This window comes from Marinobacter flavimaris (genome assembly GCF_002933295.1).
Classification (GTDB): Bacteria; Pseudomonadota; Gammaproteobacteria; order Pseudomonadales; family Oleiphilaceae; genus Marinobacter; species Marinobacter flavimaris.
Genome location: NZ_PSSW01000002.1, coordinates 439,004 through 463,114, shown reverse-complemented (window position 1 = coordinate 463,114; position 24,111 = coordinate 439,004). Strand labels below are relative to the sequence as shown.

Below are 24,111 nucleotides of genomic sequence, written 5' to 3'. Positions count from 1 at the left end.
CACCCTGGGATAACGTGCCGACACGTGTGTGAATTTGCTGGATTCGTTTCCAGCGGGCGCGTTTATACCATATTCGGCCCGACAAACGCCATTATTTTTGACGGCGAGCTTCCTTGTACCCGGGCAGCAGGCCCCTTAAAATGCCGGTTTGGCACAAACAACGGGAAACCCAATGCAGGTATCGATCAAGACACCGGAAGAAATTGAAAAGATGCGCGTCGCTGGCCGCCTGGCGGCCGAAGTGCTCGAGATGATTGGCGATCACGTCAAGCCCGGCGTTTCCACCGAAGAGCTCGACCGGATTTGCCACGACTATATTGTAAACGAGCAAAAGTGCATTCCGGCACCACTCAACTACAAGGGGTTTCCGAAGTCCATCTGCACGTCGGTCAACCACGTTATCTGCCACGGCATTCCGTCTGAGAAGAAAATCCTCAAAGATGGAGACATCCTTAATATCGATGTCACCGTAATAAAGGATGGCTACCACGGCGACACCAGCAAGATGTGGATTGTCGGCAAGCCGAAACCTGGCACCGAGCGGCTGATCCAGATTACACAGGAGTGCCTCTATAAAGGTATTGAACTGGTCAAGCCGGGAACCCGTCTGGGCGATATCGGGCATGTGATTCAGCAGCACGCCGAGAAACACCGCTATTCCGTGGTTCGAGATTACTGTGGCCATGGCATCGGCGCAGTATTCCACGAGGAGCCTCAGGTAATGCATTACGGCAAACCCGGCACCGGTCTGGAGCTGCAGGAAGGTATGACGTTTACCATTGAGCCAATGATCAACCAGGGCAAGTACCAGACCAAGCTTCTGCCGGATGGCTGGACCGTCGTTACCAAGGATCACAAACTCTCTGCACAATGGGAGCACACCATCCTTGTGACGGCGGACGGTCATGAGGTCTTGACCAAGCGAAAGGAAGAGTCCTTCTAAGTGGACCAAAGCGAGCTGGAATCCCGCATCAGTAATGACCCATCTCCGGTTACGGCGGCCCGGGAGCTGTTAAAGGGCAGGTATGACGCCGATGCCGAGGCCTTTCGACAAGGCGCCGATGTGCGCGCCCTTGTCCGCTCCCGGGCTGACACGGTCGATACAGTTCTCAGATTGATCTGGAACCGCTACCCCTTTTCCGATTCACCGGACATTGCCCTGATCGCCGTCGGCGGCTATGGACGGGGTGAGCTGCACCCGCATTCGGACATCGACCTGCTCATTCTCACCCGTGCCGGCATCGAAGACAGTTGGCACGAAGACCTGGGCGCGTTCGTTACCCTGCTGTGGGATCTCAGGCTGGATATCGGCCACAGTGTTCGCAGCATCGAGGAAAGCAAGACAGCCGCCCGCGAAGATATCACCATACTGACCAACCTGCTGGAAACGCGCACGATTGCCGGCCCGGATGAACTCCGGTCAGATCTGAGCGAGCAAGTCTATTCCGATGATGTCAGCACCGACCGCGACTACTTTATTGCGAAGCGTGAGGAGCAGCAGCAACGGCATCAGAAATACGGCGATACCGAATACAACCTCGAACCAAACGTGAAGGGTTCCCCGGGCGCCTTGCGGGACATACAGACGATCGGCTGGATTACCAAGCGACATTTCGGACTGCAGAACATCGCTGACCTGACCCGCTTCAGCATTCTTACCGAGGAAGAGCATCAGATTCTGTTCCAGGGTGAAACCTTCCTCTGGCAACTGCGATACGGCCTGCAGCTGCTCGCTGACCGGAATGAAAACCGGCTGCTGTTCGATCATCAGCGAGCCCTGGCCCAGATGCTCGGCTATAGAGATGAAGGTAAGCGGCTCGGCGTCGAATTGATGATGCAGGCCTACTATCGCACCGTCCTGGCCCTCGCCGAACTGGCGGATGTGATTCTGCAGTATTACGACGAAGCGATTCTGGGTAGCCCATCGGAAGACGCCATCCAGCCCATCAACAAACGTTTCCAGATTCGTAACTACTATATTGAAGCGGTCAACAACCAGGTCTTCGCCTACGCGCCCTATGCCATCATGGAAATCTTCGTTCTGATGGCTCAGCACCCTGAGATAAAGGGCATCCGGGCCACGACGATCCGCTCGCTTCGGGCCCACCGGCATTTGATCGATGATGCGTTCCGATCTGATCTGGCAGTGACTACCCTGTTCATGGAGCTGCTCAGAACGCCCCATGCCCTGGATCAGACGCTGTCTGCCATGAAGAAGTACAACGTGCTCGGGCGCTATCTCCCGGAGTTTGGCCAGATCATTGGCCAGATGCAGCACGACCTTTTCCACATTTACACCGTGGATGCCCACACCATGCGGGTCATCCGCAACATGGTAAGGCTTGGCAGCGCGGAAGCCCGAACCGAGTATCCGCTGGCATCCCGCCTGATTCACCGGCTGCCGAAACTGGAAACCCTCTATATTGCGGGCATTTACCATGATGTGGCCAAAGGCCGGGGTGGCGATCACTCGGAACTGGGTGCCATCGATGCCGAAGCCTTCTGCCAGCGGCATCACCTGAGCGAACGGGACACCCAGCTGATTTCCTGGCTGGTGGAAAACCACCTGCTGATGTCCATGACAGCCCAGCGCAAAGACATCTCCGACCCGGACATTATCCACGGATTTGCCAGGGCAGTGCCGAGCCAGGCGCACCTGGATTACCTGTACGTTCTAACCGTATGCGACATCAGCGCTACCAATCCCAAGCTATGGAACACGTGGCGGGCCTCGCTGTTGCGCCAACTCTATATCGAGGCCAAACGGGCTTTGCGTCGGGGCACTGAAACGCCCATCGACCGACAGGAATGGGTTCGCGCTACCCAGTCGGAAGCCCGGGAAATCCTGCATGCCCAGAACATGACCGATGAACAGATCGACGCCATCTGGGACACCGTGGACGAAGACTATTTCCTCCAGGACTCGACCGTGGACATCGCCTGGCAGACTGCTGCCATCATCAGACACGGCGACAATACGGACCCGCTGGTGCTGATTCGAGACACGCGGGGCGGCCCGACGGACGGCTACTCCCAGATCATTATCTACATGAAGGACCGGGTTGCCCTGTTCGCTGCGACAACGGCGGTCCTCGAACAGCTGAACCTGAACATCGTGGACGCGCGCATCAGCTCAAGCGAGGGGCCCTACTCGATCAGTTCCTATGTGGTACTTGATGAGAAGGGACAGCCTCTGGGCATCGACCCTGCGAGAAAAGAACGGGTGCGTTTGCGCCTGATCGAAGAACTGGACGACCCGGATGACTATCCGGACATCATCCACCGGCGCACGCCACGCCAGCTCAAGCATTTCGCTTTCCCGACGGAAGTGACGTTCTCGAATGACACCATCAACCAGCGCACCGTAATGGAAGTGATCACGCCCGACCGCCCGGGGCTTCTGGCCCGCATCGGCCAGGTGCTGCTGGAGCACCGGGTACGCCTGAGCAACGCCAAGATTGCCACCCTGGGCGAGCGCGTGGAGGACGTTTTCTTCGTGACGGACGAACACGGCGAGCCCATCCGGGAGCCGGCGGTATGCCAGGCCCTGCAGCAAGATCTCTGTAAAATGCTGGACGACATTCAATGAATCCGAACCTCGACAGACTTCACCCCTACCCTTTTGAAAAGCTTGCCAAACTAAAGGCAGGCATCAGCGTGCCCGATCATCTCCGGCCGATTTCCCTGGGGATTGGAGAGCCGAAGCACCCGTCGCCCGATTTCGTCAAACAGGTCATTGCGAACAATCTGGACAAGCTTGCCAATTACCCCACCACCCGGGGTACGGATGAACTCCGCGAGGCCATCAGTGGCTGGGCAACCCGCCGATTCAATCTGAAGGCCGGCAGCCTCAGCGCGGCGAACAACATCGTGCCGGTAAACGGCACACGTGAAGCCATCTTTTCCCTGGTTCAGGCTGTCGTGGATGCCACCAAGCCTGCCACCGTAGTCAGCCCCAATCCGTTTTATCAGGTTTACGAGGGAGCCGCCCTCCTTGCAGGCGCGACGCCCGTATACCTCCCCTGCGATGGCTCAAATGGCTTCATTCCCGATTTTGATTCAGTGCCCGAATCCATCTGGCAAGAATGCCAGATACTGTTTCTGTGCTCCCCGGGCAATCCCAGTGGTGCTGTTATCTCCCGGGAGGCGCTGACCAGGGTGATAGCCCTGGCCGACAAACACGACTTTATCGTTGCTTCCGACGAATGCTACTCCGAACTCTATCCGGAGGAAGGCAACGCGCCGGAAGGCCTCCTGCAAACCTGCGCCGCCATTGGCCGGGATGACTACGCCCGCTGCGTGGTGTTCCACAGCCTGTCCAAACGCAGCAACCTGCCCGGCCTGCGATCGGGTTTCGTAGCCGGGGATGCCAGCATTCTTGACGGCTACCTGAAGTACCGCACCTATCACGGCTGCGCCATGCCCATCCACAATCAGCTGGCGAGCATCGCCGCCTGGAGCGACGAAGACCACGTTCGGGAGAATCGTGCAGCGTACCGCGCCAAATTTGAGGCAGTGGTCCCCATCCTCCGGGAAGTTATGGATGTTGATTTTCCGGATGCCGGGTTTTACCTGTGGCCGATAACTCCGATGGACGATGAAACGTTTGCCCGGGAGCTCTCGGCACAACAGAACGTGCACGTGTTGCCTGGGCGATATCTTTCCCGAACCGTGGATGGCCATAATCCCGGAGAAAACCGTGTCCGGATGGCCCTGGTCGCCCCGCTGGAAGAGTGCGTAGAGGCAGCGGAACGCATTGTTGAATTTGTTAAGGCGAACAAGCCATGAAACTGTACGGCATCAAAAACTGCGACACCGTAAAGAAGGCCCGGAAGTGGCTGGACGAACAAGGTATCGACTACGAATTCCACGACTTCAAGAAGGATGGCCTGCAGAGTGATTTGCTGTTCCGCTGGGAACACGCGGTCGGATGGGAAACCCTGCTGAACCGCCGTGGCACCACCTGGCGCAAACTTCCGGAGGACGTTCGTGATACCATTGACGCCCAAAGCGCTCACGAGATCATGCTGGAGAACCCATCCATTATTAAGCGTCCCGTTGTCGAAAACGGCGGTGATGTGCGCGTAGGTTTCAGTGCAGACGAATGGTCCGCATGGCTGGCCTGAATCTCGGGCAAACCAGATCCAAACTTTAATTTCAGGGGTCTTCAGGCATTGCCCTGGCCCCACATTCATAACAGGAGCAACCATCAGATGAGCTTTGCATTCGGTATCGGTATCGGCACCCAGAACAACCAGGGCGAGTGGCTGGAAGTGTTTTACCAGCAGCCGGTCATGACACCCGATAACACCCTGATGGACGTCATCTCCAACGCCCTTGATTACAAGGGTGGTAACCAGGCGATCAGCGCGACCGCCGAGCAGCTCAGCCAGCTCGCCAACGCCTTGCGTCAGATCGGCCAGACAGGCCAGGCATCACTGGCGGACAAAGCAGCCGCCAGCAAGCGCCCGGTGGTTGTCACAGTACTCGAAACAGATGACACCGCGTCCAGCACCCCGGAGGTTTACCTCAAGCTTCACCTGATTTCTCATCGCATGGCCAAACCTCGCGGATTGAAGCTGGACGGCATTTTTGGCCTGCTGCCGAATCTGGCATGGACCAGCGAAGGCGCGATCGATCTGAACGAACTGTCCGACCGCCAGCTTCAGGCTCGCCTGGAAGGCCGCACACTGGAAGTCAAATCCGTGGATAAATTCCCGCAGATGACCGATTACGTGGTACCGAAAGGTGTCCGCATTGCCGATACCGCCCGGGTTCGCCTTGGCGCCTATGTGGGTGAAGGCACCACGGTCATGCACGAAGGGTTTATCAACTTCAACGCCGGCACCGAAGGCACCAGCATGATCGAGGGCCGTATTTCCGCCGGCGTCATGGTTGGCAAGGGGTCTGATCTGGGCGGTGGATGCTCCACCATGGGCACCCTTTCCGGTGGAGGCAACATCATCATTGCCGTTGGCGAGAACTGCCTGATCGGCGCCAACGCCGGTATCGGCATCCCGCTGGGCGACCGTTGCAAGGTCGAGGCCGGGCTGTACATCACAGCCGGCACCAAGGTTGCGCTGCTCGACGACAACAACGAGCTGGTTGAGGTGATCAAGGCCCGCGATCTGGCCAACCAGACAGACCTGCTTTTCCGCCGTAACAGCCAGACTGGCGCGGTGGAGTGCAAAACCAACAAGTCTGCCATCGAGCTGAATGAAGAGCTGCATGCAAACAACTGATTCCCCGACCCTCGAACTTGCCGTTGATCTGATCCGCCGGCAGTCTGTCACGCCAGACGATGCCGGCTGTCAGGAACTGATGATGTCGCGCCTTGCGCCTCTGGGCTTCACCGGCGAGAACCTGCGCTTTGGCGATACCGATAACCTCTGGGCCCGAAAGGGCTCCGAGGGGCCGGTGCTGGCCTTTGCCGGCCATACCGATGTGGTACCAACCGGGCCGGAAAAGAACTGGTCGCACCCACCCTTTGATCCCGTGATCAGGGATGGCTACCTCCTCGGCCGTGGCGCCGCGGACATGAAGGGCAGCCTGGCAGCCTTCGTAACCGCATGCGAGCGCTTCGTTGCAAGCTACCCGGACCATCGGGGTTCCATAGCCCTGCTGATTACCAGTGACGAAGAGGGGCCAGCCCAACACGGTACGGTCAAAGTGGTGGAAACTCTCGAAGCCAGGAACGAAAAGATCGACTGGTGTCTGATTGGCGAGCCGTCCAGCACCCGAGAAGTGGGTGATGTGATCAAGAATGGTCGACGGGGCTCTCTGCATGGTTACCTGACCGTGCATGGGGTTCAGGGCCACGTAGCCTATCCGCACCTGGCCGAGAACCCGGTTCACCTGGTTGCGCCTGCCCTGGATGCGCTGGCAAAGGAATTCTGGGATAACGGCAACGACTTTTTCCCGCCAACCACCTTCCAGATTACTAAGCTGGAGGCCGGTACGGGCAGCAACATTATTCCCGGTGAATGCCTGGTGCACTTCAACTTCCGCTACTGCACGGAAAACACTGCAGAAAGTCTGGAGGAACGGGTGGTAGCCATCCTGGACCGCCACAACCTGAAATACGATCTGCAGTGGCACCTCAGTGGCCGTCCGTTCCTGACGGACAAGGGCGCACTCGTGTCTGCCAGCCAGAGCGCCATTCGCACGGTGACAGGCCGGGAAACCGAACTTTCAACCTCCGGCGGCACCTCGGATGGTCGCTTCATTGCACCTACCGGCGCGCAGGTGGTCGAACTTGGCCCCATCAATGCGACGATTCACAAAGTGGATGAGTGCGTAAAGGCCGAAGATTTGAATACCCTGTCTGAAATCTACGAACAGATTCTGATCGAACTGCTGGCATAAAAGCAGGAGCCGGAATCCAACGAAAAGGGATCAGATGAAACCTTCATCTGATCCCTTTTTAATGCGCCACTTTCAATAATGAGGGGGAGGTGTTTCGTCCTGCTCCGACTTGATATTGGACGGTGAAACATCCTTGAGCTGTTTGTGCAGCAACCGTTTGGCCTCCCACAATTCCCGGATGTCCATTTCCTGCCTGGCCACCTGCTCACTCAGGGTATTGATAACGTCGTCCTGAAAGGCCAGCCGTGTCTCCAGCTCATCCAGTCGGGTTTCCAGATCGTTCTGGCTCATTGGGTATTGGCACTCCCTGGGTGGATCTATCAAGAATGTGATCGATGACACTGCTTACCCCGTTGCTTGGTCAGCGCTCGGGATAATCTGGTATCATGCCGCTTTTGCCCGTCAGCGCTCCCGTTTTCCGGGGAACTGGCGGTTTTCACCGGCCGGATGTGCGATTTTACCCGATATCCGGTTTTTATCGTTAGCGTTACAAGAATGGAGAAATTTCAGTCAATGCGTAATCCATCCAAAGCGATCCTTTTTGCTCTCCTGATCGCCATCCCCGCACCGCTGGTGCTTGCCCTGTTGCTGTCTTTTACACCAGAGCCTCTTCGCCTGATCGCTGCAGGTCAGCTTATTGAGGCCCTCGGTAGCACTCGTGGCATCGCAGCCTACATTATTACGCTGATCGTTTTCGGCATTGCGGGCTTCCTGGCCATTGCGCTTTCAGTCAAGAAACCGGCCGAAAAGCAAAGCCCATCCCGGCCGAGCAACCGTGCCCCCAGCCAGAACCACAATGATGACGATGATGATGGCTATGACGAAAGCAGCCCTGAGGGTGATGAAGAAGGCACCGTAAAGTGGTTCAACGTCAAGAAAGGCTTCGGCTTTATCGTGCGTGACAGCGGTGACGAGGTATTTGTTCACTTCCGGGCGATTCGTGGCCGTGGGCGCCGGGTCCTGCGACAGGGTCAACTGGTCCGCTTCAATGTTGTGGAGGCAGACAAAGGCCTTCAGGCCGACAACGTATCCATCCTGAGCGATTGAATCGCCCACTGAAAACAAAGAGGCAGCCCAAGGGCTGCCTCTTTCAGTTCCAGACGACCTGTTGCTCGCCCCGGTGGTCCAGACGCCACCATTTCTCATCCTCTACCGGCTCGCCCTCTTTCCAGTCTCCCGGACTGCAGCGAATCTCGGTTTCCATGGCACGCCATGCGCTTCGGGCGCAGTCCAGATCACTGTTCCAGGGTACCCGAGGCCCCTCAATCACCAGAGAGGTAAAACGCTTGCCGAACGCGCCGGGATAAAGCGATATTCGAACCCTGTCACCTTCATAGCGCGCGAAGCCCTTGATCACGCTCGCTACGTCCCTGTCATTCAGTTCCAGTTGGTCCACATGGTTTTCAAGCCACCCGGAAACCGCCCCCGGCTCCAGATCACGAATGTATATTTCCAGATCCTGCACCCGCTGAATCTCCATCCTGCTGATTACAATGCAGCACATAGTGAACCGGCCCGGGTCGCGCTGCAACCCGCCGCTCCAGTTCCCGACGCAAATCTTCATTACAGAGCTGACGCAACGTGCCGGCCGCTTGTCGTTCGTGCCAGGCCACTTCCGCTGCCACCCGGTGGAGCTGTATCTCTCTCAACGACGTTTCAATATCTTCGAGCGGCTCCTTGCGTGCAAGCGCCACCAGAGACTGGCGCCTCAGTGTGTCTGCCTGTCCTGAAAGGGCGACCGCATCGCCTGGACCTCTGCGGGCAAAGAGATTTAGCCTTGCAGCCGCCCGCTCAAGCCACTGAAGCATTCTCCCTGGCGTGCTGACGCAACGGCTTTGGCGAGAGGCGACAAACCGGATCACCGAGCGGGGAATCTGGATATTCCATTGCTTCTCGATGGCGGCCTGATGTGCCGTTAAAATGGCCTGACGCTGGACCACGCTCGTAACAGGCATGTCAAAGATGTCGAGGCTCCGGCCCAGGCGATGCTGAAGTGAGACAGCTGAACGGCTTTCTGTGGGCTCGTCAGGACCCAGCAAAAGTATTGGGCCCGCCCACTGGAGCACGAGCGCTGACGCCAGCCCATCAGGGAGATCCATCAGCGCAACCAGGTCTGCAGGCGAGACATTGTCCAGCACAAGAACCGGCCAGCGTGAGCCGCTCTCTCCTGGAGCACTTTCCAAAGTGCGCTCGGGCAGGACCGGAAGATCACTGGCCATAATCTCCGCTTCACGCCTGAGATCCAACTCGACGTAATCCTGCTCCAGTGCTGGGAGCAACGATTGCAGCCAGGCGGTCTTGCCCGACCCACGTTCGCCACGCACCCAGATCATGGCGGACGAAGACGCCGAGAGACTGATCGCGACATCTTCAGCCAGCTCAACCCATGCCGAATCGGCCACTACCACAGGTGCTCTCTGGAATTCATCAATCGGCGCCGGTTCCCGCTCATCGGAAGGATCCGGCCAGCGAGTAACAAGCTCAAAAACCGCCACATAGGCTTTTTGCTGCAACCGGTCCGCGTGCCGAACGAGCGCCTCCAGCAGGTGCGACCAACCAAGCCATGGCGCATCGCTGGCTTCCCGGGCCGCCGCAAACCAATACATCAGTTGGGAAGATAATTGCCCCTCCCCACCAACTTCCGTCACGATCGGTTGTTCGCACTGAATGGTGCGGGTAAGTTCATCCATATCCACGCCGCAGCCGCGCAGAAAGCGGGCAATAGCAGGCGCGGAGTCCAGAAGAGCAAGCAGGTAGTCTTCAGCGGTAATCACCGAGCCGCCCCTGCGTTCAACGCTCTCCCGGGCTCGTAATAATGCGGTCTGGCACTGGGGATCCAGGCATCCTTGCCAATCGTCCATCAAACTTCTCCATGTTATGAATGCATCGTCCTGATGCGAACGCCATATTGCGGGCGGCCATTGTAGCATTTCCGAAGCTTCGCAGCGGCCCGCCCAAACACTTACCAGGTTCCGGTGTTTTCCATGCTGGCCCAGGGCTCTTTCGGTGGCAGCGCATCACCTTTCTGCAGCAGCTCGATAGAAATATTATCCGGGGTGCGGATAAAAGCCATATGTCCATCACGGGGCGGACGATTAATCGTTACACCATTGGCTTTGAGGTGCTCACACAGTGCATAAATGTCATCGACGCGGTAGGCGAGATGGCCAAAATTCCGACCGCCCGTATATTCCTCAGGGTCCCAGTTGTAGGTGAGCTCGATCATCGGCGCCCTGTCTTCACGGGCCCGCGCCTCGTCGTCGGGTGCAGCCAGAAACACCAGGGTGAATCGACCTTTGTCGCTGCTTTTGCGACTGATCTCGACCATTCCCAGTAGGTCGCAAAAGAAATGGAGGGTCTCGTCCAGGTTGCTTACCCGGATCATCGTGTGAAGATATTGCATGAAGCCTCCTTCAGAACTGCATGGATCATCGTGCCTTGGGGACAGTTTACGGTATTCTGGCCATATGGATGCAAAAACAGCCCACTACGCGACTTCAGAGCTGACCACCCCGGCCGTCAGGCACCTTGCGTGGCTATGCCGGGCGCCCCAGTTGCTGCAGTCCCCACTGACATTTGAGCCAAGCCGTTCGCTCAGCAAAAATCTTGATGAGCGACTCCGGGCGTGGGATCGCAACCCGGAAAAGGCACCTCCGCTGCTGAGCGAGACGCCGCCAAAGCGGCTCGGATTTTACTTTGAACAGCTTTACCGGGTGTTACTTGAAGATCTTCTGGGCTGGGACATTCTGCTCCAGAACCGGCAAATCCAGTCCAACGGTCGAACCATCGGCGAGCTGGATTTCGTGGTGCACAATCGTTTGGAAGATCGCATCGAACACCATGAAATTGCCATCAAATATTATCTGGGGGTTCCGGAGCAAGCCGGAAGAACACTCTGGTACGGCCCTAACGCAAAAGATCGGCTGGACCTCAAAGCAGACCGCATGCTGAATCTGCAAAGCCAGCGAACCAGATTGCCCGAAGCAAGGGAACTGCTCGCAGAAGCTGGAATCAACGAACCCGTGAAGTCCCGCATTTTCATGCCGGGCTATCTGTTTTACCCGAGAGAGACGCGGGTAATAGCGCCCGAGTCAGTGCCTGCCAATCACCTCCGCGGACACTGGTGCTACCTCTCACAAATCGAGTCGCCGGACATCCACGGCTGGGTGGTGTTGAACAAACCCCACTGGATCGGGCCGTGGCGCCAGAGCGAGCCACCCGCAGCGGATGCCATGACAACCGCGCTGAACACCATTGAGCGGCACAACATTCCCCTGCTATTCGCTAAACTCGAAAAAAACGACAGCAGCGGGATATGGCAAGAGACCGATCGGATATTTGTTGTGCCGGATAGCTGGCCGTAATCAATAATCAGGCATCGATCAAGTCTGTTGCCCAGTCGGGCAGTCTTTCCTGTAAAGAGCGCCAACGCCCCTCTTCCCAAACCGCAACACGCACATAGGGGTGATCGAGGCTGGAGTTATCCACAAGATGCAATTCGTCGACAAGACCAACGCACTGACGGAGATTCTCAAGAGTTCGCGGAATCCGGGACTGGATCTTGGCATCGGGGACGCTATGGCCGCCGGACTTGACCCGCGAGGCAACCCGCGCCTTGTTGAGTTCTGCAAACTCCAGGTGAAAATAGAACAGCCGAATCCGGAACCCTGCCGCCTTTGCAGCCCCAACAAAATCCACCTTGGAAGGATGGGAAAAGACCGTTTCAAAACAGAAAGTCTGACGCTCCTCAAGCAGTCGGAACCGCTCCCTTTCGGCAACAAGCGCCGCTTCGTAACTGTGCTTTTCAGGAGCATCCGGCCAGACACTTTTGGCGATGTTATCGGCATTCACCAGCGGGATTTTGCGACGAGCCAGGAACCGCTCATAGAACGTTGTTTTCCCTGCTCCATTGCCGCCAACTAACAGCCAGAGTTCAGGCTGCGTTGTCACGGTCACTCAGTGCCTCGAAACGCCCGTTGCGAAACTGGCCGACTTCTCGGCTACCATCCGGATAGATCGCTTCCAGGTAGCCGGGTTTCTCGCCAGCGGCCTGGTAAACCGTTCGCCCCCGGCCGATAGAGCGGCCCAGGTCACCGCTTTCCCTGGACTGATCCACCTCGGCCCAGAGCTCATCGCTGGACACAGAGTCAGCCACCACCGGCTCAACCCGAACCTGGCGTATACCCTGCACAATGGCAATCAGATCTTCGGCACTCACATCGCCGGCAACAGCACGCCCGATTTCGGCCCAATACTCAATCTGCTTGGGTGTCGAGCGCCGATTAACCGCGCCCTCGGCGGCGGCGTGACGAACGAGTGAATCGTCGAGACGGACGGCGGTAGTCATGGTTACCTCCAGGGAAGATATCTAGTCACACTGAAAATTATGGCACTTGTTGCGTTTCGCTACAACTGGGTCAAAACGTTGCAAACAACCAGACGCAGGCTAAACAGTTGACCCGCCCATCATTCTGCTGCACCCTAATCTGGTTTCATTATGCAACCGGAGAGAACAAGTGAGCGAATACAAGAACCGAGCCGTCGTGCTCAAACAACGCCCACAGGGCGAAATCCAACAAGGCGATCTCGTTTTGGAAGAGCGTCCTGTCCGTTCCCCTAACGAGGGAGAAGTTGTTGCTCAAGTGCTCTGGCTTTCACTGGACCCCTACATGCGTCCACGCATGAACGATGCCAAGGGTTACATGGACCCCATTGGCATCGATGAGCCTATCGTCGGCGAGAGTGTTGCACGTGTTGTTGAGTCCCGCTCGGACGACCTGAAAGTCGGCGACCTGGTTACCTGCTACTCCGGCTGGCAGGAATACGTCACCTTCCCGGCGGACGCGCCGATGGTCTACAAAATTCAGCAACGAGACAATGTGCCCCTTCAAACCTACCTTGGCGTTGCAGGCATGCCAGGGCGCACCGGTTATTGCGGCCTTATGTACGTCGGCAAACCGAAAGCCGGCGAAACCGTGGTTGTCTCGGCAGCCTCCGGCCCTGTCGGCACTGTGGTTGGCCAAACCGCAAAAACAGAGGGTTGCCGGGTGGTTGGCGTTGCCGGTGGGCCTGAGAAGTGCGATTTCGTGGTCAATGAGCTGGGCTTCGACGCCTGCGTCGACTACAAGGCGGGGAACCTGGAAGCGGATCTCAAAGCGGCCTGCCCCGACGGCATCGACATCTACTTTGAAAACGTGGGTGGAGCCGTTACGCGCGCCGTTGCCCCATTGTTGAATGAGGGGGCCCGGGTGCCCATCTGCGGTTTTGTCTCTGCCTACAATGCAAAAGATATGGCCAGCGTGGAAACTCCCTTCCACGTGCTCGGGGCGCTTGATCCGGCGCCGGAGCATCGTTTTTTCCTCGTGACCGAATGGCAGGACCAGCATCAGGAAATCACGGACATCCTGGCCTCACGGGTTGCTTCCGGAGAACTGAAATACCGCGAAACCGTTGCCGAAGGGCTGGACAACGCCGTTGATGCCTTTAAGGGCATGCTCAAAGGCCAGAACTTCGGTAAACAGCTGGTTCACATTGCAGACTGACTGCAATACCTGAGACGCGTGTGGTCTGTGTGATTCAGTCCGAGATTTTCAGGAGCACCTTGCCGGTGTTCCTGTTCTCAGCCACATAGGCCATCGCCTCTTCCACCTCTTCTATCGGCCAGGTGCTATCGATCAGAGGTTCAATCTGGCCGGCTGCGAGCAGTGGCCAGACGTGCCGGTAGAGCGCCTGCATCACCTCCCCCTTATCCTCGACCGTGCGTGAACGGAGGGTGGAACCGATCAGGCGCTGGCGTTTGATCAGCATGATGCCCAGATCCACTTCGGCCATACGGCCACCCATGAGTCCGATGAGCACAATGCGGCCATCGACGTTCAGAACCCGCTGATCTTCGGCAATATAATTGCCACCGACCGGATCCAGAACCATATCCACGCCACCCCACGCTGTAACAGCATCAACGAAGGAGCCTTCGTTCCGGTTCCAAACGCCACTGGCTCCCAGATTGCGACAAACCTCCAGTTTGGCCTTATCACCGGCGGTCGCAAAGACCGGATTGCCAAAGGCCGTTGCGAGCTGAATTACCGCAGTTCCAAGGCCGCTGGCACCCGCATGCAGGAGCACACGCTCGCCCGGTTTCAAGGCTGCTTCGTGATACAGATTCAACCAGGCGGTAGCAAAAACCTCGGGAATGGCCGCAGCTGTCTCCAGCGAAACCCCTTTGGGAACGGGCAAAACCTGCACCGCGGGTACCACCACACGAGTCGCATAACCGCCGCCGGTCAGCAGGGCGCAGACTTCATCACCGGATTTGAGGTGGGTAACGCCGGATCCGACCGAAGCGATGCGACCACTGACCTCCAGCCCGAGAATATCGGATGCTCCCGGAGGCGGGGGATAGACGCCAGCGCGCTGCATGAGATCCGCACGATTGATGGCTGTCCAGACCACCTCGATTTCGACGTGGTCTGCGGGCGGTTCACCCGGTCCTTCCCAGGGCTCCCAGCTTAGATTGCCCCCGGTTACCTTGATTGCTTTGATCATGTATGACGTCTCGGCCTTGCTCATATGGGCACAGGATACCCCAAGTTTTCCGAGCATTGCACAAATGGCGCAAAGACAGGATCAGCCGGTAACTTCCAGGTTGGACAGCCACACACTCTGATAAGGTTTCAGGGTGATCGAGCCAGACAGATCATCAATAGTCATACCGGAAATCAGATCCAGCCAATGATCGGTGCCGATGAGATTGATGTCGCTCAGCGCTACCTGCTGTACCTCGTTACTGATGTTGTGAATGCAGAAGATGGACTGATCCCGGCGCATACTCTGGCGCCAGAAACCAAACAGCTGCAGGCCAAGATGCAGGGTGAACTGGGTGGCGTTCGGGTGAAACGCTGGCTGTTTACGCCGGATGGCAATCAGCCGTTTCAGCTCCTGGAACGCCTTGCTGTGGTGGCTCAGGGGATCTGCGAGCTTCTGCTCCAGAGTATCCAGTTGCCACTGGCTGCGGTTAATGGATCGAAGCCGACCGGTGTGCTCCACCCGCTCCAGATCGTTCTCAGTCGCCAGCAGACTGTGAATGTAGAAGGCCGGAATCCCCTCCAGCGCCAGCATTACGGTGTGGGCGCAGACGAAGCGCTGCAACTGCCAGTGATCCCGGCCCGACTCCGCCGTGCCTTGCAGCGCATCGTACAGGGCGATGTTGATTTCGTAGGGCTGGTCGCGGCCATCCGGCGTGCGCCGGTACGAGACCTTGCCGCCGAACGAGTCCATGGTGTTGATCAGCCGCTGCTTCTCTTCCTCCGTGAGCAGACCATCCGTTGGCCGCATACCCACACCATCGTGGGACGCAATAAAATTCAGATAGGTGGTGCCCATCTGCGCGGGCGGCATGCTCATCAGCCAGGTTTTCAGGTGCTTGCAGTCACCGGTAACCAGGGTATTGATCAGCAGGGGCGGCAGGGAAAAGTTATAGATTACATGGGCTTCGTTGGCGTTGCCGAAATAGGTGAGATTTTCGCGGTTGGGTACGTTGGTCTCGGTAATCACCACCGCATCCGGGCTGTGGTGCTCGATCAACAGGCGCAGGATCTTGATCAGCTCATGGGTTTGCTGCAGATGGATGCAGGGCGTACCCGGTTCCTTCCAGAGGAAGGCGACGGCATCGAGCCGGAAAATGATAATGCCACGCTCCAGGTAGCGCCGGATGATGGCAGCAAACTCGATGAGCACCTTCGGGTTGGCAAAATTCAGGTCAACCTGATCCTCACTGAACGTACACCAGACATATCGCTCGCCATCGTCGGTCTGGACCGGGTTAAGGAGCGGCGAGGTACGGGGCCGCACAACGGCACTCAGATCATCCCTTGGATTGCCCTCGAAGAAATAATCCTTGCCCGGGTCTACCCGTTTGCGGAAATTCTCGAACCAGCGGCTGCGGGCCGACATATGGTTGATCACCAGGTCCGCCATCAGCTTGTAATCCCGGGCGATGCCCTCGATATCCTCCCAGTTTCCGTGGGACTCGTTGACGGCCAGATAATCCATGACCGAGAAACCGTCGTCGGAGCTGTAGGGGAAAAACGGCAGAATGTGCACCGAAGAAATTGAATCTGACAGGCAATCCGCGAGGAACCGATGCAATGTCTGCAGTGGTTTTTCTTCCGCCCGCTGAACCGTGTCGGCATAGGTAATCAGCACCACATCCGATTCATCCCAGTTATTCTGGTGCGCAGGCGGCGGGGCCTGGTTGGGCTCCAGACCCATAGTGGTCAGCAACTGTTCGGCCAGAAAGTCACAGTCCAGCTCTGGATAGACGACATCCAGCATGGAAACCAGCTTCGCTTTCAGAGCCTGGGTCATGGCCGGAATTCCTCATTATCCAACTCCACGGCCTCCAGCAACTGCTCCTTGATGTCGGGAATCGCGCTTGTGACCCGGTTCCAGCTGGGAATAAAAGGTGTGTCCATCGGGTTATCGAGGAAATAGGCGCCCGCCCGCATCACGTTCTGGGCGAACAGCTCCACCGCCTTCTCTTCCTTGTGTCGATCAAACGTCAGGCCGTTGATAATGGCGTCGTTCTGATAGGTCTCCACAAAATCCAGTGCAATACGGAAGTACGTGGCCTTGATAGTCCGGAATTTCTCATTGGAGAAAATCTCACCGTTGGTCGCCAATTTTCGGAACAGAGCCTTGGCGATATCCATGCTCATTTTGGACAGACCCTTGCCGGCATCCTCCGGTGAGAGCTCCTGATGCTTGTGATCATAGACATCGGCAATATCCACCTGGCACAGGCGGTTGGTGGCGTAGTTGCGCTTCATCTCCGAGAGCACACCGATCTCCAGTCCCCAGTCGCTGGGAATACGCAGGTCATTGATCACATCCGTGCGAAACGAGAATTCCCCGGCCAGTGGGTACCGGTAACTGTCCAGGTAATCCAGGAAATCGTTGGGGCCGCAGACCTTCTTCAGGGATCGGATCAACGGTGTTACCAACAGGCGACTGACCCTTCCGTTCATTGTTCCGTCCGCTACACGGGCGTAGTAGCCTTTGCAGAACATGTAGTTGAAGCCGGGGTTAGCCACAGGGTAGATCAGCCGGGCCACAAGATCCCGGGAATACGTAAGGATGTCGCAGTCGTGCAAGGCAACGGATTTGCTGACACCCGAGGCCAACACATAGCCAAAGCAATACCAGACGTTTCGCCCTTTACCCATTTCCGTTGGTGCCAGGTTCTGCTCCCGAAGTTTCAGATCAATATTCCTGAGTCGAGGCCCGTCGTTCCAGAGCACCTTGAAGTTCTGTGGTAGTTCGGAGAAGTACTCCAGAGCGTGGCGGTATTGTTCCTCGTTGGCTCGGTCCAGGCCAATGACCACCTGGTCCAGATAAGGCACCTTGCCCAGCTCATGCACGATATTTTTCAGGGCCGGCCCTTCCAGCTCCGAGTACAGCGAGGGCAACACCAGGGACATGGGTCGGGTCTTGCGAAAACTCATCAGCTCCGCTTCGAGTTCCTCTACCGGACGCCGAACCAGATTATGAAGGGTTGTGATAATGCCATTCTGGTAAAAGTCGCCCATGGCGGCTCTCCTTTTTTATACCCGCACTCGAACGGGTCAGTACCCGTACTCAAACAGGAGATTGAGCACGCACTCATTCCAGCCCTCGGGGCCGGGCTTGAGGGAGCGAATGGCGTGTTTTGCCGAAGGCAACCGAACCTCTTCGCTTTTTACGCCCCGGATTACCACCGGTATATCGGCCGATTCCAGCATCTGCTGATCGTTGGGGCTATCACCCAGGGCAATGGCCAACACTGGCCCATCGCCATACTGCTCCCGGTATTGCTCTTTGTATTTGTTTAGCAAGAACCGGGCCCCATCGGCTTTATCAAATATACCCATGGCATGGAGGAAACGTCCGCCTGCTACCAGGCGGAGATCCTCGGCACTCAGAGCCGCTTCAAACTCCGCGAGCTCCTGCTCCGAGCCCTGCCAGATCATTGGCTCAGTCCCCAGCCGTTCTTTGGCCCGCCCGGCCGCTGCCGGACCCAGGCCGGTCTGCGCTGCCAGTTCATCGGTAGACATGTCGGCAAAGCCTCTGAATCGCGCGCCCTTCTTACGTTGCGCGGCCAGCACCTCAAGGACGCGTTCCCGGGTTGCACCAAAATTCACCACTTCTTCTTCCGCATTGCCCAGGGCGTGGGGCGGAATGACCACGGCTGCACCGTTTTCGACAATAAACGGATCGTTATTTCCAAGTTCTTCCCTCAAAGCCCGGATCTCCGGCATGGTTTTGCTGGAGTTAAGCACCAGGGGAATATTGGCTGCCTTCAACTTGGCCAGGGCGGGGCCCGCCGCCTGCCAGCGGTAGTCGTCGTGGTCCAGCAGGGTGCCGTCGAGATCTGAGAAGAGGATCAAATGGGGTCTGGCCATGGCCGGTCTCCGTTAGGCCTCGCGAAACTGCGGAAAGCCGAGAGCATGGTCCTCGGCCACGTTGATCAGAACATCAGCTCGCCCAGGCATTTCTGCGAGGCAGGCACGGGTAACCCGTTCATAGTGCATCACGAAGCGGCCGACTTCTTCGTCGGTCATAATGCGCAACTCCTGTGCACCATCATGGGGCCCGCCACTTTTTGGTGCATTGCGGATTTTATTTGCCAGCTTTTGTTCCTGGAGTCGACGCCACTCAAGAACACACGCCATGGAGGGAGCCTTCAACATGATCAGAAAATCGATTTCATCAAAAAATTTCCGGTATTCCCCTTTCAACTGATCATTAACATAGCTGCGCCAGACTCCGTCCGGGTCCTCGTTCTCCTCCAGAGGATTCATCGGCTGGGCAAGCGCACTGTCTTGCTCCGGTCGCGCATCAAGGCACCACCCCTCAAGAAGAATGACCTCCGCACTTCCCCCGAAGACAGGCCACTGATCCCGGGGAACCCGGTCGTCCCGCGACTTGTCGAATGCAGGAATCGGGGTGGCATCTTCAGGCACTGCACTGCGCAAGCGGTTCAAGACCTGTTGCCCGAGCGCAACGTCGTGTGTTCCCGGCACGCCACGGGTTATAAACAACGGGTGCACCCGTTCGGCGAGGTCCTGGCGTTCACCTCTGGTAAGGTAAATATCATCCAGGGAAAAATTGGCCGCAGACCGGTTGCGGTGGCGCAGCAGAATTTCCCGTAAAAAGAGTGTCAACGTAGACTTACCCGTACCCTGGGCTCCGTGAATACCAACCACAATGGGTTGCTTTTCCGTATCATGGAGCGCACAGATTCGGTCTGCGAGCGGCAGAATGGTCTTTTCTACCGTTTCGGCGTAGGCATCGGGCAGGCCTTCTTGCTGAATCAGGGCACTGATGGTTTGTTCTAGCGAGCGATCAGACACGTTGGGTTTCCAGTTCAATGGATGACTTAAGAGAGACGGCAGCAGAATTCATACCAATGGGAGTATAGGCGTTTTATGAGTGGCAACGATTTTCGAATAGAGCATCGCTACCTGGAGCTCCCGGACAGTTTTTATACCCGGGTTCAGCCCTCACCACTAAAAGACGCAAAGATGGTGTGCTTCAACCACAAGCTCGCGGAACAGATGGGCTTTCGCGCCGATTCCGAATCGGAGTGGACCGGCGTGGGTGCAGGATCAGAGTTACTCGAGGGCATGGAGCCTGTGGCCATGAAATACACGGGCCACCAGTTCGGCGCCTACAATCCCGACCTGGGCGACGGCCGTGGACTGCTACTGTGGGAAACCGTTGGCCCCGATGGACGACGCTGGGACTGGCACCTCAAAGGCGCCGGCATGACTCCTTATTCCCGCTTCGGGGATGGCCGCGCCGTGCTTCGCTCCACCATTCGCGAATACCTGTGCAGCGAAGCCATGCATGGCCTTGGCATACTTACCACCCGGGCACTGTTCATGGTGAGCGCCAAAGACCCGGTGCGCAGGGAATCCATCGAGACGGCGGCGGCACTGGTGCGCGTGGCTCAAAGCCATATTCGCTTTGGACACTTCGAGTTCGCCGCTCACCACGAAGGGCCTGAAAGCGTAAAGACTCTGCTTGAGCATGTGATCTCGCTGCACTTCCCTCATCTGATCAACCTGCCGGATGATGATCGATACGCCCGCTGGTTCGAGGAAGTGGTGGAACGTACGGCAAGAACGATTGCGGACTGGCAGGCAGTCGGCTTCTGCCATGGCGTGATGAACAGCGACAACATGTCCATCATCGGCGACACCTTTGATTATGGCCCTTTCGCATTCCTCGATGATTTCGATGCCGGCTATATAAGCAACCATACCGACCAGGGCGGGCGCTACGCCTACAACCGTCAACCACAAGTCGGGTTCGAGAATTGCCGCTACCTGGCCACAGCCCTGCTCCCGGTAATGGAGGAGGACGACGTGCGCCGGGGGCTTCGCCGCTATGAAGTGGCCTACAACGAACGCTTCCTCCAGAACATGCGAGACAAGCTCGGCCTGATCATCGAGGATGAAGCGGACCTGAGCCTGATCATGGATACCTTCAGCATGATGCACGAGCACCATGTCGACTACACGGCCTTCTTCCGGGCGCTCTCGAATCTGCACAGCCATGGTCATGGGCCGGTGCGGGATCTGTTTGTAGATCGCAGCGTGGCAGACCAGTGGCTGGAGCGTTATGAGGAGAGACTCCTGAACGAAAGCCGCGCTCATGATGAGCGGGAATACGCCATGCGCCGCGTAAACCCAAAGTATGTGCTGAGGAACTACCTGGCCCAGCAGGTCATCCAGGAAGCTCAAAACGGGGATTACGAGCAAGTGAAAGCACTATTGAAAGTTCTCGAGCGCCCCTATGACGAGCAACCGGAAAGTGAGGCTTATGCTGCATTGCCGCCGGATTGGGGCAAGCACCTGAATATCAGCTGTTCAAGTTGAGGTAGCTGCGCCAGCCAACGAAAAAGGGCCGGACGATATACTCGTCCGGCCCTTTTGTTTTTTCGGCAACCTACCGAGATCAGACCGCCTTGGCAGCAATGATCTTCTCGTGCCACTCCGCAGGGCCTGTCTGGTGCACAGACGAGCCGCGCGAATCAACGGCGACTGTGACCGGCATGTCTTCGACCTCGAACTCGTAAATGGCTTCCATTCCCAGTTCCGGGAAGGCAACCACTTCCGCATTCTTGATGGCCTTGGAGACCAGGTAAGCGGACCCGCCCACGGCCATCAGGTAGACCGCACCGAATTCCTTGATGGCGTCGATGGCCACCTGACCGCGCTCTGCTTTACCGATCATGCCGGTAAGGCCGGTCTTCTCGAGCATGGTGTGGGTAAACTTGTCCATTCGGGTCGCAGTCGTCGGGCCTGCAGGACCAACGACCTCTTCGCGCACCGGATCAACAGGGCCCACGTAATAAATGAAGCGACCCTTCAGATCGACTGGCAGTTCCTCGCCTTTCTCGATCATGTCGACCATCTTCTTGTGGGCAGCATCCCGGCCAGTCAGCATCTTGCCGGAGAGCAGGACGGTTTCGCCCGGCTGCCAATCCTTTACGTCTTCCGGGGTCACCGTATCGAGGTTCACGCGACGCACGTTGTCGCCCACTTCCCAGGTGATTTCCGGCCAGTCTTCCAGGCGCGGCGGCGTCTGCAGGGACGGTCCGGTACCATCCAGGGTGAAATGCGCGTGGCGAGTCGCAGCACAGTTCGGGATGATGGCCACCGGCTTATTGGCAGCGTGCGTCGGGTAATCCTTGACCTTAACGTCCAGAACGGTGGTCAGGCCACCCAGCCCCTGGGCACCGATACCGAGATCATTCACCTTGTCGAACAGCTCAAGACGCAGTTCCTCGGCTCTGTTCGACGCACCGCGCGCTTTCAGGTCGTGGATATCGATCGGATCCAGCAGGGATTCCTTGGCCATTTCCATCGCCTTTTCGGCGGTACCGCCAATACCAATACCCAGCATGCCAGGCGGGCACCAGCCAGCCCCCATCTGCGGGACCATTTTAAGAACCCAATCGACAACCGAATCGGACGGATTCAGCATCGCGAACTTGGACTTGGCCTCTGAACCACCACCTTTGGCAGCCACGTGCACTTCAACCGTATCGCCCGGAACCATCTTGTAGTGGATGATAGCCGGCGTGTTATCACCGGTGTTCTTACGCTTGCCGTCCGGGTCATCCAGAATAGAAGCGCGCAGCACGTTGTCCGGATGGGTGTAGGCGCGACGCACCCCTTCGTTGATCACATCATCCAGGGGTAGCTCGCAGTCCCACTGAACGTTCATACCAATGTTGACGAATACCGTCACAATACCAGTGTCCTGACACAAGGGCCGATGACCTTCCGCACACATGCGCGAGTTGATCAGGATCTGGGCCATGGCGTCCTTCGCCGCCTGGGACTCTTCCTTTTGGTAAGCCTCATACACACCATCAATGAAATCTTTCGGATGGTAGTAGGAAATGAACTGCAGCGCGTCCGCTACGCTTTCAATCAGATCGTCCTGGCGGATTACGGTGGTCATAGGCGCCTCATCAGCTTGATATCGTTATGTCGTGTCATCAAAAATCGGGATGCGAAAGTTTACCAGAAAATCGCTTTGGCGAGTGATTCGACAGATGGCGAAGCAGTCATAAAAAGCCGTGAAAAACGGTATAGGAAAAAGGTACCATCCTAACCAAACTAGAATAACACCGCAGGAGCCACCGTGACTGACCTCGTCCTCACCGAAATCAAAGCCCGGATTCTCATCGTTCGACTGAACCGGCCAGAGCGCAAGAACGCCCTCACCCACGCCATGTACACCGCCATGGGCGATGCTCTGGAACAAGCCAGGGATGATACCAAAATCCGGTGCGTACTCTTTACCGGCACCAGCGAGTGTTTCACCGCAGGCAACGACCTGGGCGAGTTTGCCGCCGGCTTGCCCGGTGATTTCGAACAAACGCCCGTAGGCCGCTTTCTTCTGTTACTGGCCAGTGCAACCAAACCCGTGGTGGCGTCGGTCAATGGCGCGGCAGTCGGCATTGGAACCACCATGTTGCTGCACTGCGATCTGGTATTCGCCGGCAACAACACGGCATTCCAGATGCCCTTTGCCAGCCTCGGCCTTTGCCCTGAAGGTGGCTCCAGCCTGCTGCTTCCCTCCTGGATTGGCCGGGTGCGCACCGCGGAGCTGCTGATGCTTGGTGGTGCCTTCTCGGCAGAGGAAGCTCTTCGGCTTGGCCTGATCAACCGGGTTTGCGAACCTGAGCAGACCGAAGCCAATGCCTTTGAAGCCTGCCAGCGGCTCACTGAAAAAGCCCCGGCGGCGATTCGAGCCACCAAAGCGCTTCTTAACAAGCCAACCCTGGAAGCACTCCGGGAAACCATGTTGGAAGAGGGACAGCTGTTTGCAGAGCGTCTGAAATCCCCGGAAGCCGCCGAAGCCTTCCAGGCCTTCATGGAAAAACGTGCGCCGGATTTCTCGCGCTTCGAGTAAACCTCGACTGCGCCTCAATTTCCCTGTTGCCGGACCTCGACAAACCGTTATCCGGCAACTATTTTTCTCAAAGGCCGAACTCCAACTGTGCGGGGAGGATTCAATCCAGAAGAATCACACTTTTGGCTGATCAACACTTGCCATACTGTCGCTATAGTCAGAGATACAGAAATTGGCTTACAGCGCTGGCTACAATTTCAGACAACAGTTTAAGCAGAACAGGCCACTGACAACGGGCTTACCGGATCAGACCGGCCCCGTCAGCTGCCGAACATA

General features: G+C 57.2%; 23 protein-coding genes. 11 read left to right on the top strand and 12 right to left on the bottom strand.

Translation table 11 applies throughout. From position 1 onward, the window contains the following. Positions 1-172: 172 nt before the first annotated feature. The 6 genes from map to dapE all read left to right on the top strand — a co-directional run bounded on the left by map (position 173) and on the right by dapE (position 7,365). Entirely contained in the window at positions 173-943 is a 771-nt protein-coding gene (gene map / locus MDHKLMBL_RS05730) for a type I methionyl aminopeptidase (protein WP_008170385.1), read from the top strand. Then, a complete protein-coding gene (locus MDHKLMBL_RS05725) occupies positions 944-3,589 on the top strand; it encodes a [protein-PII] uridylyltransferase (protein ID WP_008170387.1) in 2,646 nt (881 codons plus the stop codon). Then, positions 3,586-4,788, top strand: a complete 1,203-nt coding sequence (gene dapC, locus MDHKLMBL_RS05720) for a succinyldiaminopimelate transaminase (protein WP_008170389.1) — start codon at positions 3,586-3,588, stop codon at positions 4,786-4,788. The genes MDHKLMBL_RS05725 and dapC overlap by 4 nt, the downstream gene beginning before the upstream one ends. Beyond that, the gene (locus tag MDHKLMBL_RS05715) at positions 4,785-5,126 is read left to right on the top strand and encodes an ArsC family reductase (protein WP_008170391.1); all 342 of its coding nucleotides are present in this window, start codon (positions 4,785-4,787) and stop codon (positions 5,124-5,126) included. Before dapC ends, MDHKLMBL_RS05715 begins: the two co-directional genes overlap by 4 nt. 87 nt (positions 5,127-5,213) lie before the next feature. After that, the gene (dapD, locus tag MDHKLMBL_RS05710; protein ID WP_104270318.1) at positions 5,214-6,242 is read left to right on the top strand and encodes a 2,3,4,5-tetrahydropyridine-2,6-dicarboxylate N-succinyltransferase; all 1,029 of its coding nucleotides are present in this window, start codon (positions 5,214-5,216) and stop codon (positions 6,240-6,242) included. Then, a complete protein-coding gene (gene dapE, locus MDHKLMBL_RS05705) occupies positions 6,229-7,365 on the top strand; it encodes a succinyl-diaminopimelate desuccinylase (RefSeq protein ID WP_008170394.1) in 1,137 nt (378 codons plus the stop codon). The genes dapD and dapE overlap by 14 nt, the downstream gene beginning before the upstream one ends. A 72-nt stretch (positions 7,366-7,437) precedes the next feature. Here dapE and MDHKLMBL_RS05700 read toward each other — a convergent pair whose 3' ends face one another. After that, positions 7,438-7,656: a SlyX family protein gene (locus MDHKLMBL_RS05700; protein WP_064227410.1), complete on the bottom strand. Its 219-nt coding sequence runs from the start codon at positions 7,654-7,656 to the stop codon at positions 7,438-7,440. A 222-nt stretch (positions 7,657-7,878) separates the two neighbouring features. Between MDHKLMBL_RS05700 and MDHKLMBL_RS21275 the strand changes: the two genes are divergently transcribed. Further along, the gene (locus MDHKLMBL_RS21275; protein ID WP_104270317.1) at positions 7,879-8,412 is read left to right on the top strand and encodes a cold-shock protein; all 534 of its coding nucleotides are present in this window, start codon (positions 7,879-7,881) and stop codon (positions 8,410-8,412) included. A gap of 43 nt (positions 8,413-8,455) precedes the next feature. Here the strand turns inward: MDHKLMBL_RS21275 and MDHKLMBL_RS05690 are convergent, their stop codons facing one another. From MDHKLMBL_RS05690 to MDHKLMBL_RS05680, 3 genes are all read right to left on the bottom strand, one after another. After that, positions 8,456-8,830 (bottom strand): hypothetical protein, encoded by a 375-nt coding sequence (locus tag MDHKLMBL_RS05690; RefSeq protein WP_062785170.1) that lies wholly within the window; start codon positions 8,828-8,830, stop codon positions 8,456-8,458. Further along, on the bottom strand, positions 8,802-10,226 hold the full coding sequence (locus MDHKLMBL_RS05685) for a hypothetical protein (RefSeq protein ID WP_104270316.1): 1,425 nt from the start codon (positions 10,224-10,226) through the stop codon (positions 8,802-8,804). The genes MDHKLMBL_RS05690 and MDHKLMBL_RS05685 overlap by 29 nt, the downstream gene beginning before the upstream one ends. Positions 10,227-10,327: 101 nt before the next feature. Then, a complete protein-coding gene (locus tag MDHKLMBL_RS05680) occupies positions 10,328-10,768 on the bottom strand; it encodes a VOC family protein (RefSeq protein WP_041645131.1) in 441 nt (146 codons plus the stop codon). 64 nt (positions 10,769-10,832) lie between these two features. Here MDHKLMBL_RS05680 and MDHKLMBL_RS05675 point away from each other — a divergent pair, with 64 nt between their 5' ends. Beyond that, a complete protein-coding gene (locus MDHKLMBL_RS05675; protein WP_104270315.1) occupies positions 10,833-11,729 on the top strand; it encodes a DUF1853 family protein in 897 nt (298 codons plus the stop codon). Positions 11,730-11,736: 7 nt separating this feature from the next. Here the strand turns inward: MDHKLMBL_RS05675 and MDHKLMBL_RS05670 are convergent, their stop codons facing one another. Together MDHKLMBL_RS05670 and MDHKLMBL_RS05665 are read right to left on the bottom strand one after the other, a co-directional pair. After that, complete coding sequence (locus tag MDHKLMBL_RS05670) at positions 11,737-12,321, bottom strand: ATPase (RefSeq protein WP_014576618.1); 585 nt, start codon at positions 12,319-12,321, stop codon at positions 11,737-11,739. Next, entirely contained in the window at positions 12,299-12,712 is a 414-nt protein-coding gene (locus tag MDHKLMBL_RS05665; RefSeq protein WP_104270314.1) for a TA system antitoxin ParD family protein, read from the bottom strand. The genes MDHKLMBL_RS05670 and MDHKLMBL_RS05665 overlap by 23 nt, the downstream gene beginning before the upstream one ends. A gap of 169 nt (positions 12,713-12,881) precedes the next feature. On the opposite strand from MDHKLMBL_RS05665, the gene MDHKLMBL_RS05660 reads away from it, so the two are divergent. Continuing rightward, positions 12,882-13,907, top strand: a complete 1,026-nt coding sequence (locus MDHKLMBL_RS05660; protein ID WP_104270313.1) for an NADP-dependent oxidoreductase — start codon at positions 12,882-12,884, stop codon at positions 13,905-13,907. 34 nt (positions 13,908-13,941) lie between these two features. On the opposite strand, the gene MDHKLMBL_RS05655 is transcribed toward MDHKLMBL_RS05660, so the two are convergent. From MDHKLMBL_RS05655 to MDHKLMBL_RS05635, 5 genes are all read right to left on the bottom strand, one after another. Beyond that, the gene (locus tag MDHKLMBL_RS05655) at positions 13,942-14,907 is read right to left on the bottom strand and encodes an NAD(P)H-quinone oxidoreductase (protein ID WP_404935313.1); all 966 of its coding nucleotides are present in this window, start codon (positions 14,905-14,907) and stop codon (positions 13,942-13,944) included. Positions 14,908-14,991: 84 nt separating this feature from the next. Further along, on the bottom strand, positions 14,992-16,731 hold the full coding sequence (locus tag MDHKLMBL_RS05650; protein WP_014576614.1) for a sugar phosphorylase: 1,740 nt from the start codon (positions 16,729-16,731) through the stop codon (positions 14,992-14,994). Further along, positions 16,728-17,951, bottom strand: a complete 1,224-nt coding sequence (locus MDHKLMBL_RS05645; RefSeq protein WP_104270312.1) for a glycosyltransferase family protein — start codon at positions 17,949-17,951, stop codon at positions 16,728-16,730. Before MDHKLMBL_RS05645 ends, MDHKLMBL_RS05650 begins: the two co-directional genes overlap by 4 nt. Before the next feature lie 36 nt (positions 17,952-17,987). Next, positions 17,988-18,803, bottom strand: a complete 816-nt coding sequence (locus MDHKLMBL_RS05640) for an HAD-IIB family hydrolase (protein ID WP_104270311.1) — start codon at positions 18,801-18,803, stop codon at positions 17,988-17,990. A gap of 12 nt (positions 18,804-18,815) precedes the next feature. Beyond that, a complete protein-coding gene (locus MDHKLMBL_RS05635; protein ID WP_241956180.1) occupies positions 18,816-19,754 on the bottom strand; it encodes a hypothetical protein in 939 nt (312 codons plus the stop codon). A 75-nt stretch (positions 19,755-19,829) separates the two neighbouring features. Here MDHKLMBL_RS05635 and MDHKLMBL_RS05630 point away from each other — a divergent pair, with 75 nt between their 5' ends. Beyond that, the gene (locus tag MDHKLMBL_RS05630; RefSeq protein WP_104270309.1) at positions 19,830-21,284 is read left to right on the top strand and encodes a protein adenylyltransferase SelO; all 1,455 of its coding nucleotides are present in this window, start codon (positions 19,830-19,832) and stop codon (positions 21,282-21,284) included. A gap of 79 nt (positions 21,285-21,363) precedes the next feature. On the opposite strand, the gene MDHKLMBL_RS05625 is transcribed toward MDHKLMBL_RS05630, so the two are convergent. After that, positions 21,364-22,878, bottom strand: a complete 1,515-nt coding sequence (locus MDHKLMBL_RS05625) for a fumarate hydratase (RefSeq protein WP_014576609.1) — start codon at positions 22,876-22,878, stop codon at positions 21,364-21,366. A 183-nt stretch (positions 22,879-23,061) separates the two neighbouring features. Between MDHKLMBL_RS05625 and MDHKLMBL_RS05620 the strand changes: the two genes are divergently transcribed. Next, positions 23,062-23,835 carry an enoyl-CoA hydratase gene (locus tag MDHKLMBL_RS05620; protein ID WP_104270308.1) on the top strand — a complete coding sequence of 258 codons (774 nt, stop codon included), beginning with the start codon at positions 23,062-23,064 and terminating at the stop codon, positions 23,833-23,835. Positions 23,836-24,111: the final 276 nt, after the last annotated feature.

What these genes read in the sequence shown, in the direction of transcription:
- MDHKLMBL_RS05625 (WP_014576609.1), bottom strand. Translation starts at nt 22,878, where the DNA reads ATGACCACCGTAATCCGCCAGGACGATCTGATTGAAAGCGTAGCGGAC.
- MDHKLMBL_RS05630 (WP_104270309.1), top strand. Translation starts at nt 19,830, where the DNA reads ATGAGTGGCAACGATTTTCGAATAGAGCATCGCTACCTGGAGCTCCCG.
- MDHKLMBL_RS05650 (WP_014576614.1), bottom strand. Translation starts at nt 16,731, where the DNA reads ATGACCCAGGCTCTGAAAGCGAAGCTGGTTTCCATGCTGGATGTCGTC.
- MDHKLMBL_RS05700 (WP_064227410.1), bottom strand. Translation starts at nt 7,656, where the DNA reads ATGAGCCAGAACGATCTGGAAACCCGACTGGATGAGCTGGAGACACGG.
- dapC (WP_008170389.1), top strand. Translation starts at nt 3,586, where the DNA reads ATGAATCCGAACCTCGACAGACTTCACCCCTACCCTTTTGAAAAGCTT.
- MDHKLMBL_RS05675 (WP_104270315.1), top strand. Translation starts at nt 10,833, where the DNA reads ATGGATGCAAAAACAGCCCACTACGCGACTTCAGAGCTGACCACCCCG.
- MDHKLMBL_RS21275 (WP_104270317.1), top strand. Translation starts at nt 7,879, where the DNA reads ATGCGTAATCCATCCAAAGCGATCCTTTTTGCTCTCCTGATCGCCATC.
- MDHKLMBL_RS05685 (WP_104270316.1), bottom strand. Translation starts at nt 10,226, where the DNA reads ATGGACGATTGGCAAGGATGCCTGGATCCCCAGTGCCAGACCGCATTA.
- map (WP_008170385.1), top strand. Translation starts at nt 173, where the DNA reads ATGCAGGTATCGATCAAGACACCGGAAGAAATTGAAAAGATGCGCGTC.
- MDHKLMBL_RS05665 (WP_104270314.1), bottom strand. Translation starts at nt 12,712, where the DNA reads ATGACTACCGCCGTCCGTCTCGACGATTCACTCGTTCGTCACGCCGCC.
- dapD (WP_104270318.1), top strand. Translation starts at nt 5,214, where the DNA reads ATGAGCTTTGCATTCGGTATCGGTATCGGCACCCAGAACAACCAGGGC.
- dapE (WP_008170394.1), top strand. Translation starts at nt 6,229, where the DNA reads ATGCAAACAACTGATTCCCCGACCCTCGAACTTGCCGTTGATCTGATC.
- MDHKLMBL_RS05715 (WP_008170391.1), top strand. Translation starts at nt 4,785, where the DNA reads ATGAAACTGTACGGCATCAAAAACTGCGACACCGTAAAGAAGGCCCGG.
- MDHKLMBL_RS05645 (WP_104270312.1), bottom strand. Translation starts at nt 17,951, where the DNA reads ATGGGCGACTTTTACCAGAATGGCATTATCACAACCCTTCATAATCTG.
- MDHKLMBL_RS05680 (WP_041645131.1), bottom strand. Translation starts at nt 10,768, where the DNA reads ATGCAATATCTTCACACGATGATCCGGGTAAGCAACCTGGACGAGACC.
- MDHKLMBL_RS05640 (WP_104270311.1), bottom strand. Translation starts at nt 18,803, where the DNA reads ATGGCCAGACCCCATTTGATCCTCTTCTCAGATCTCGACGGCACCCTG.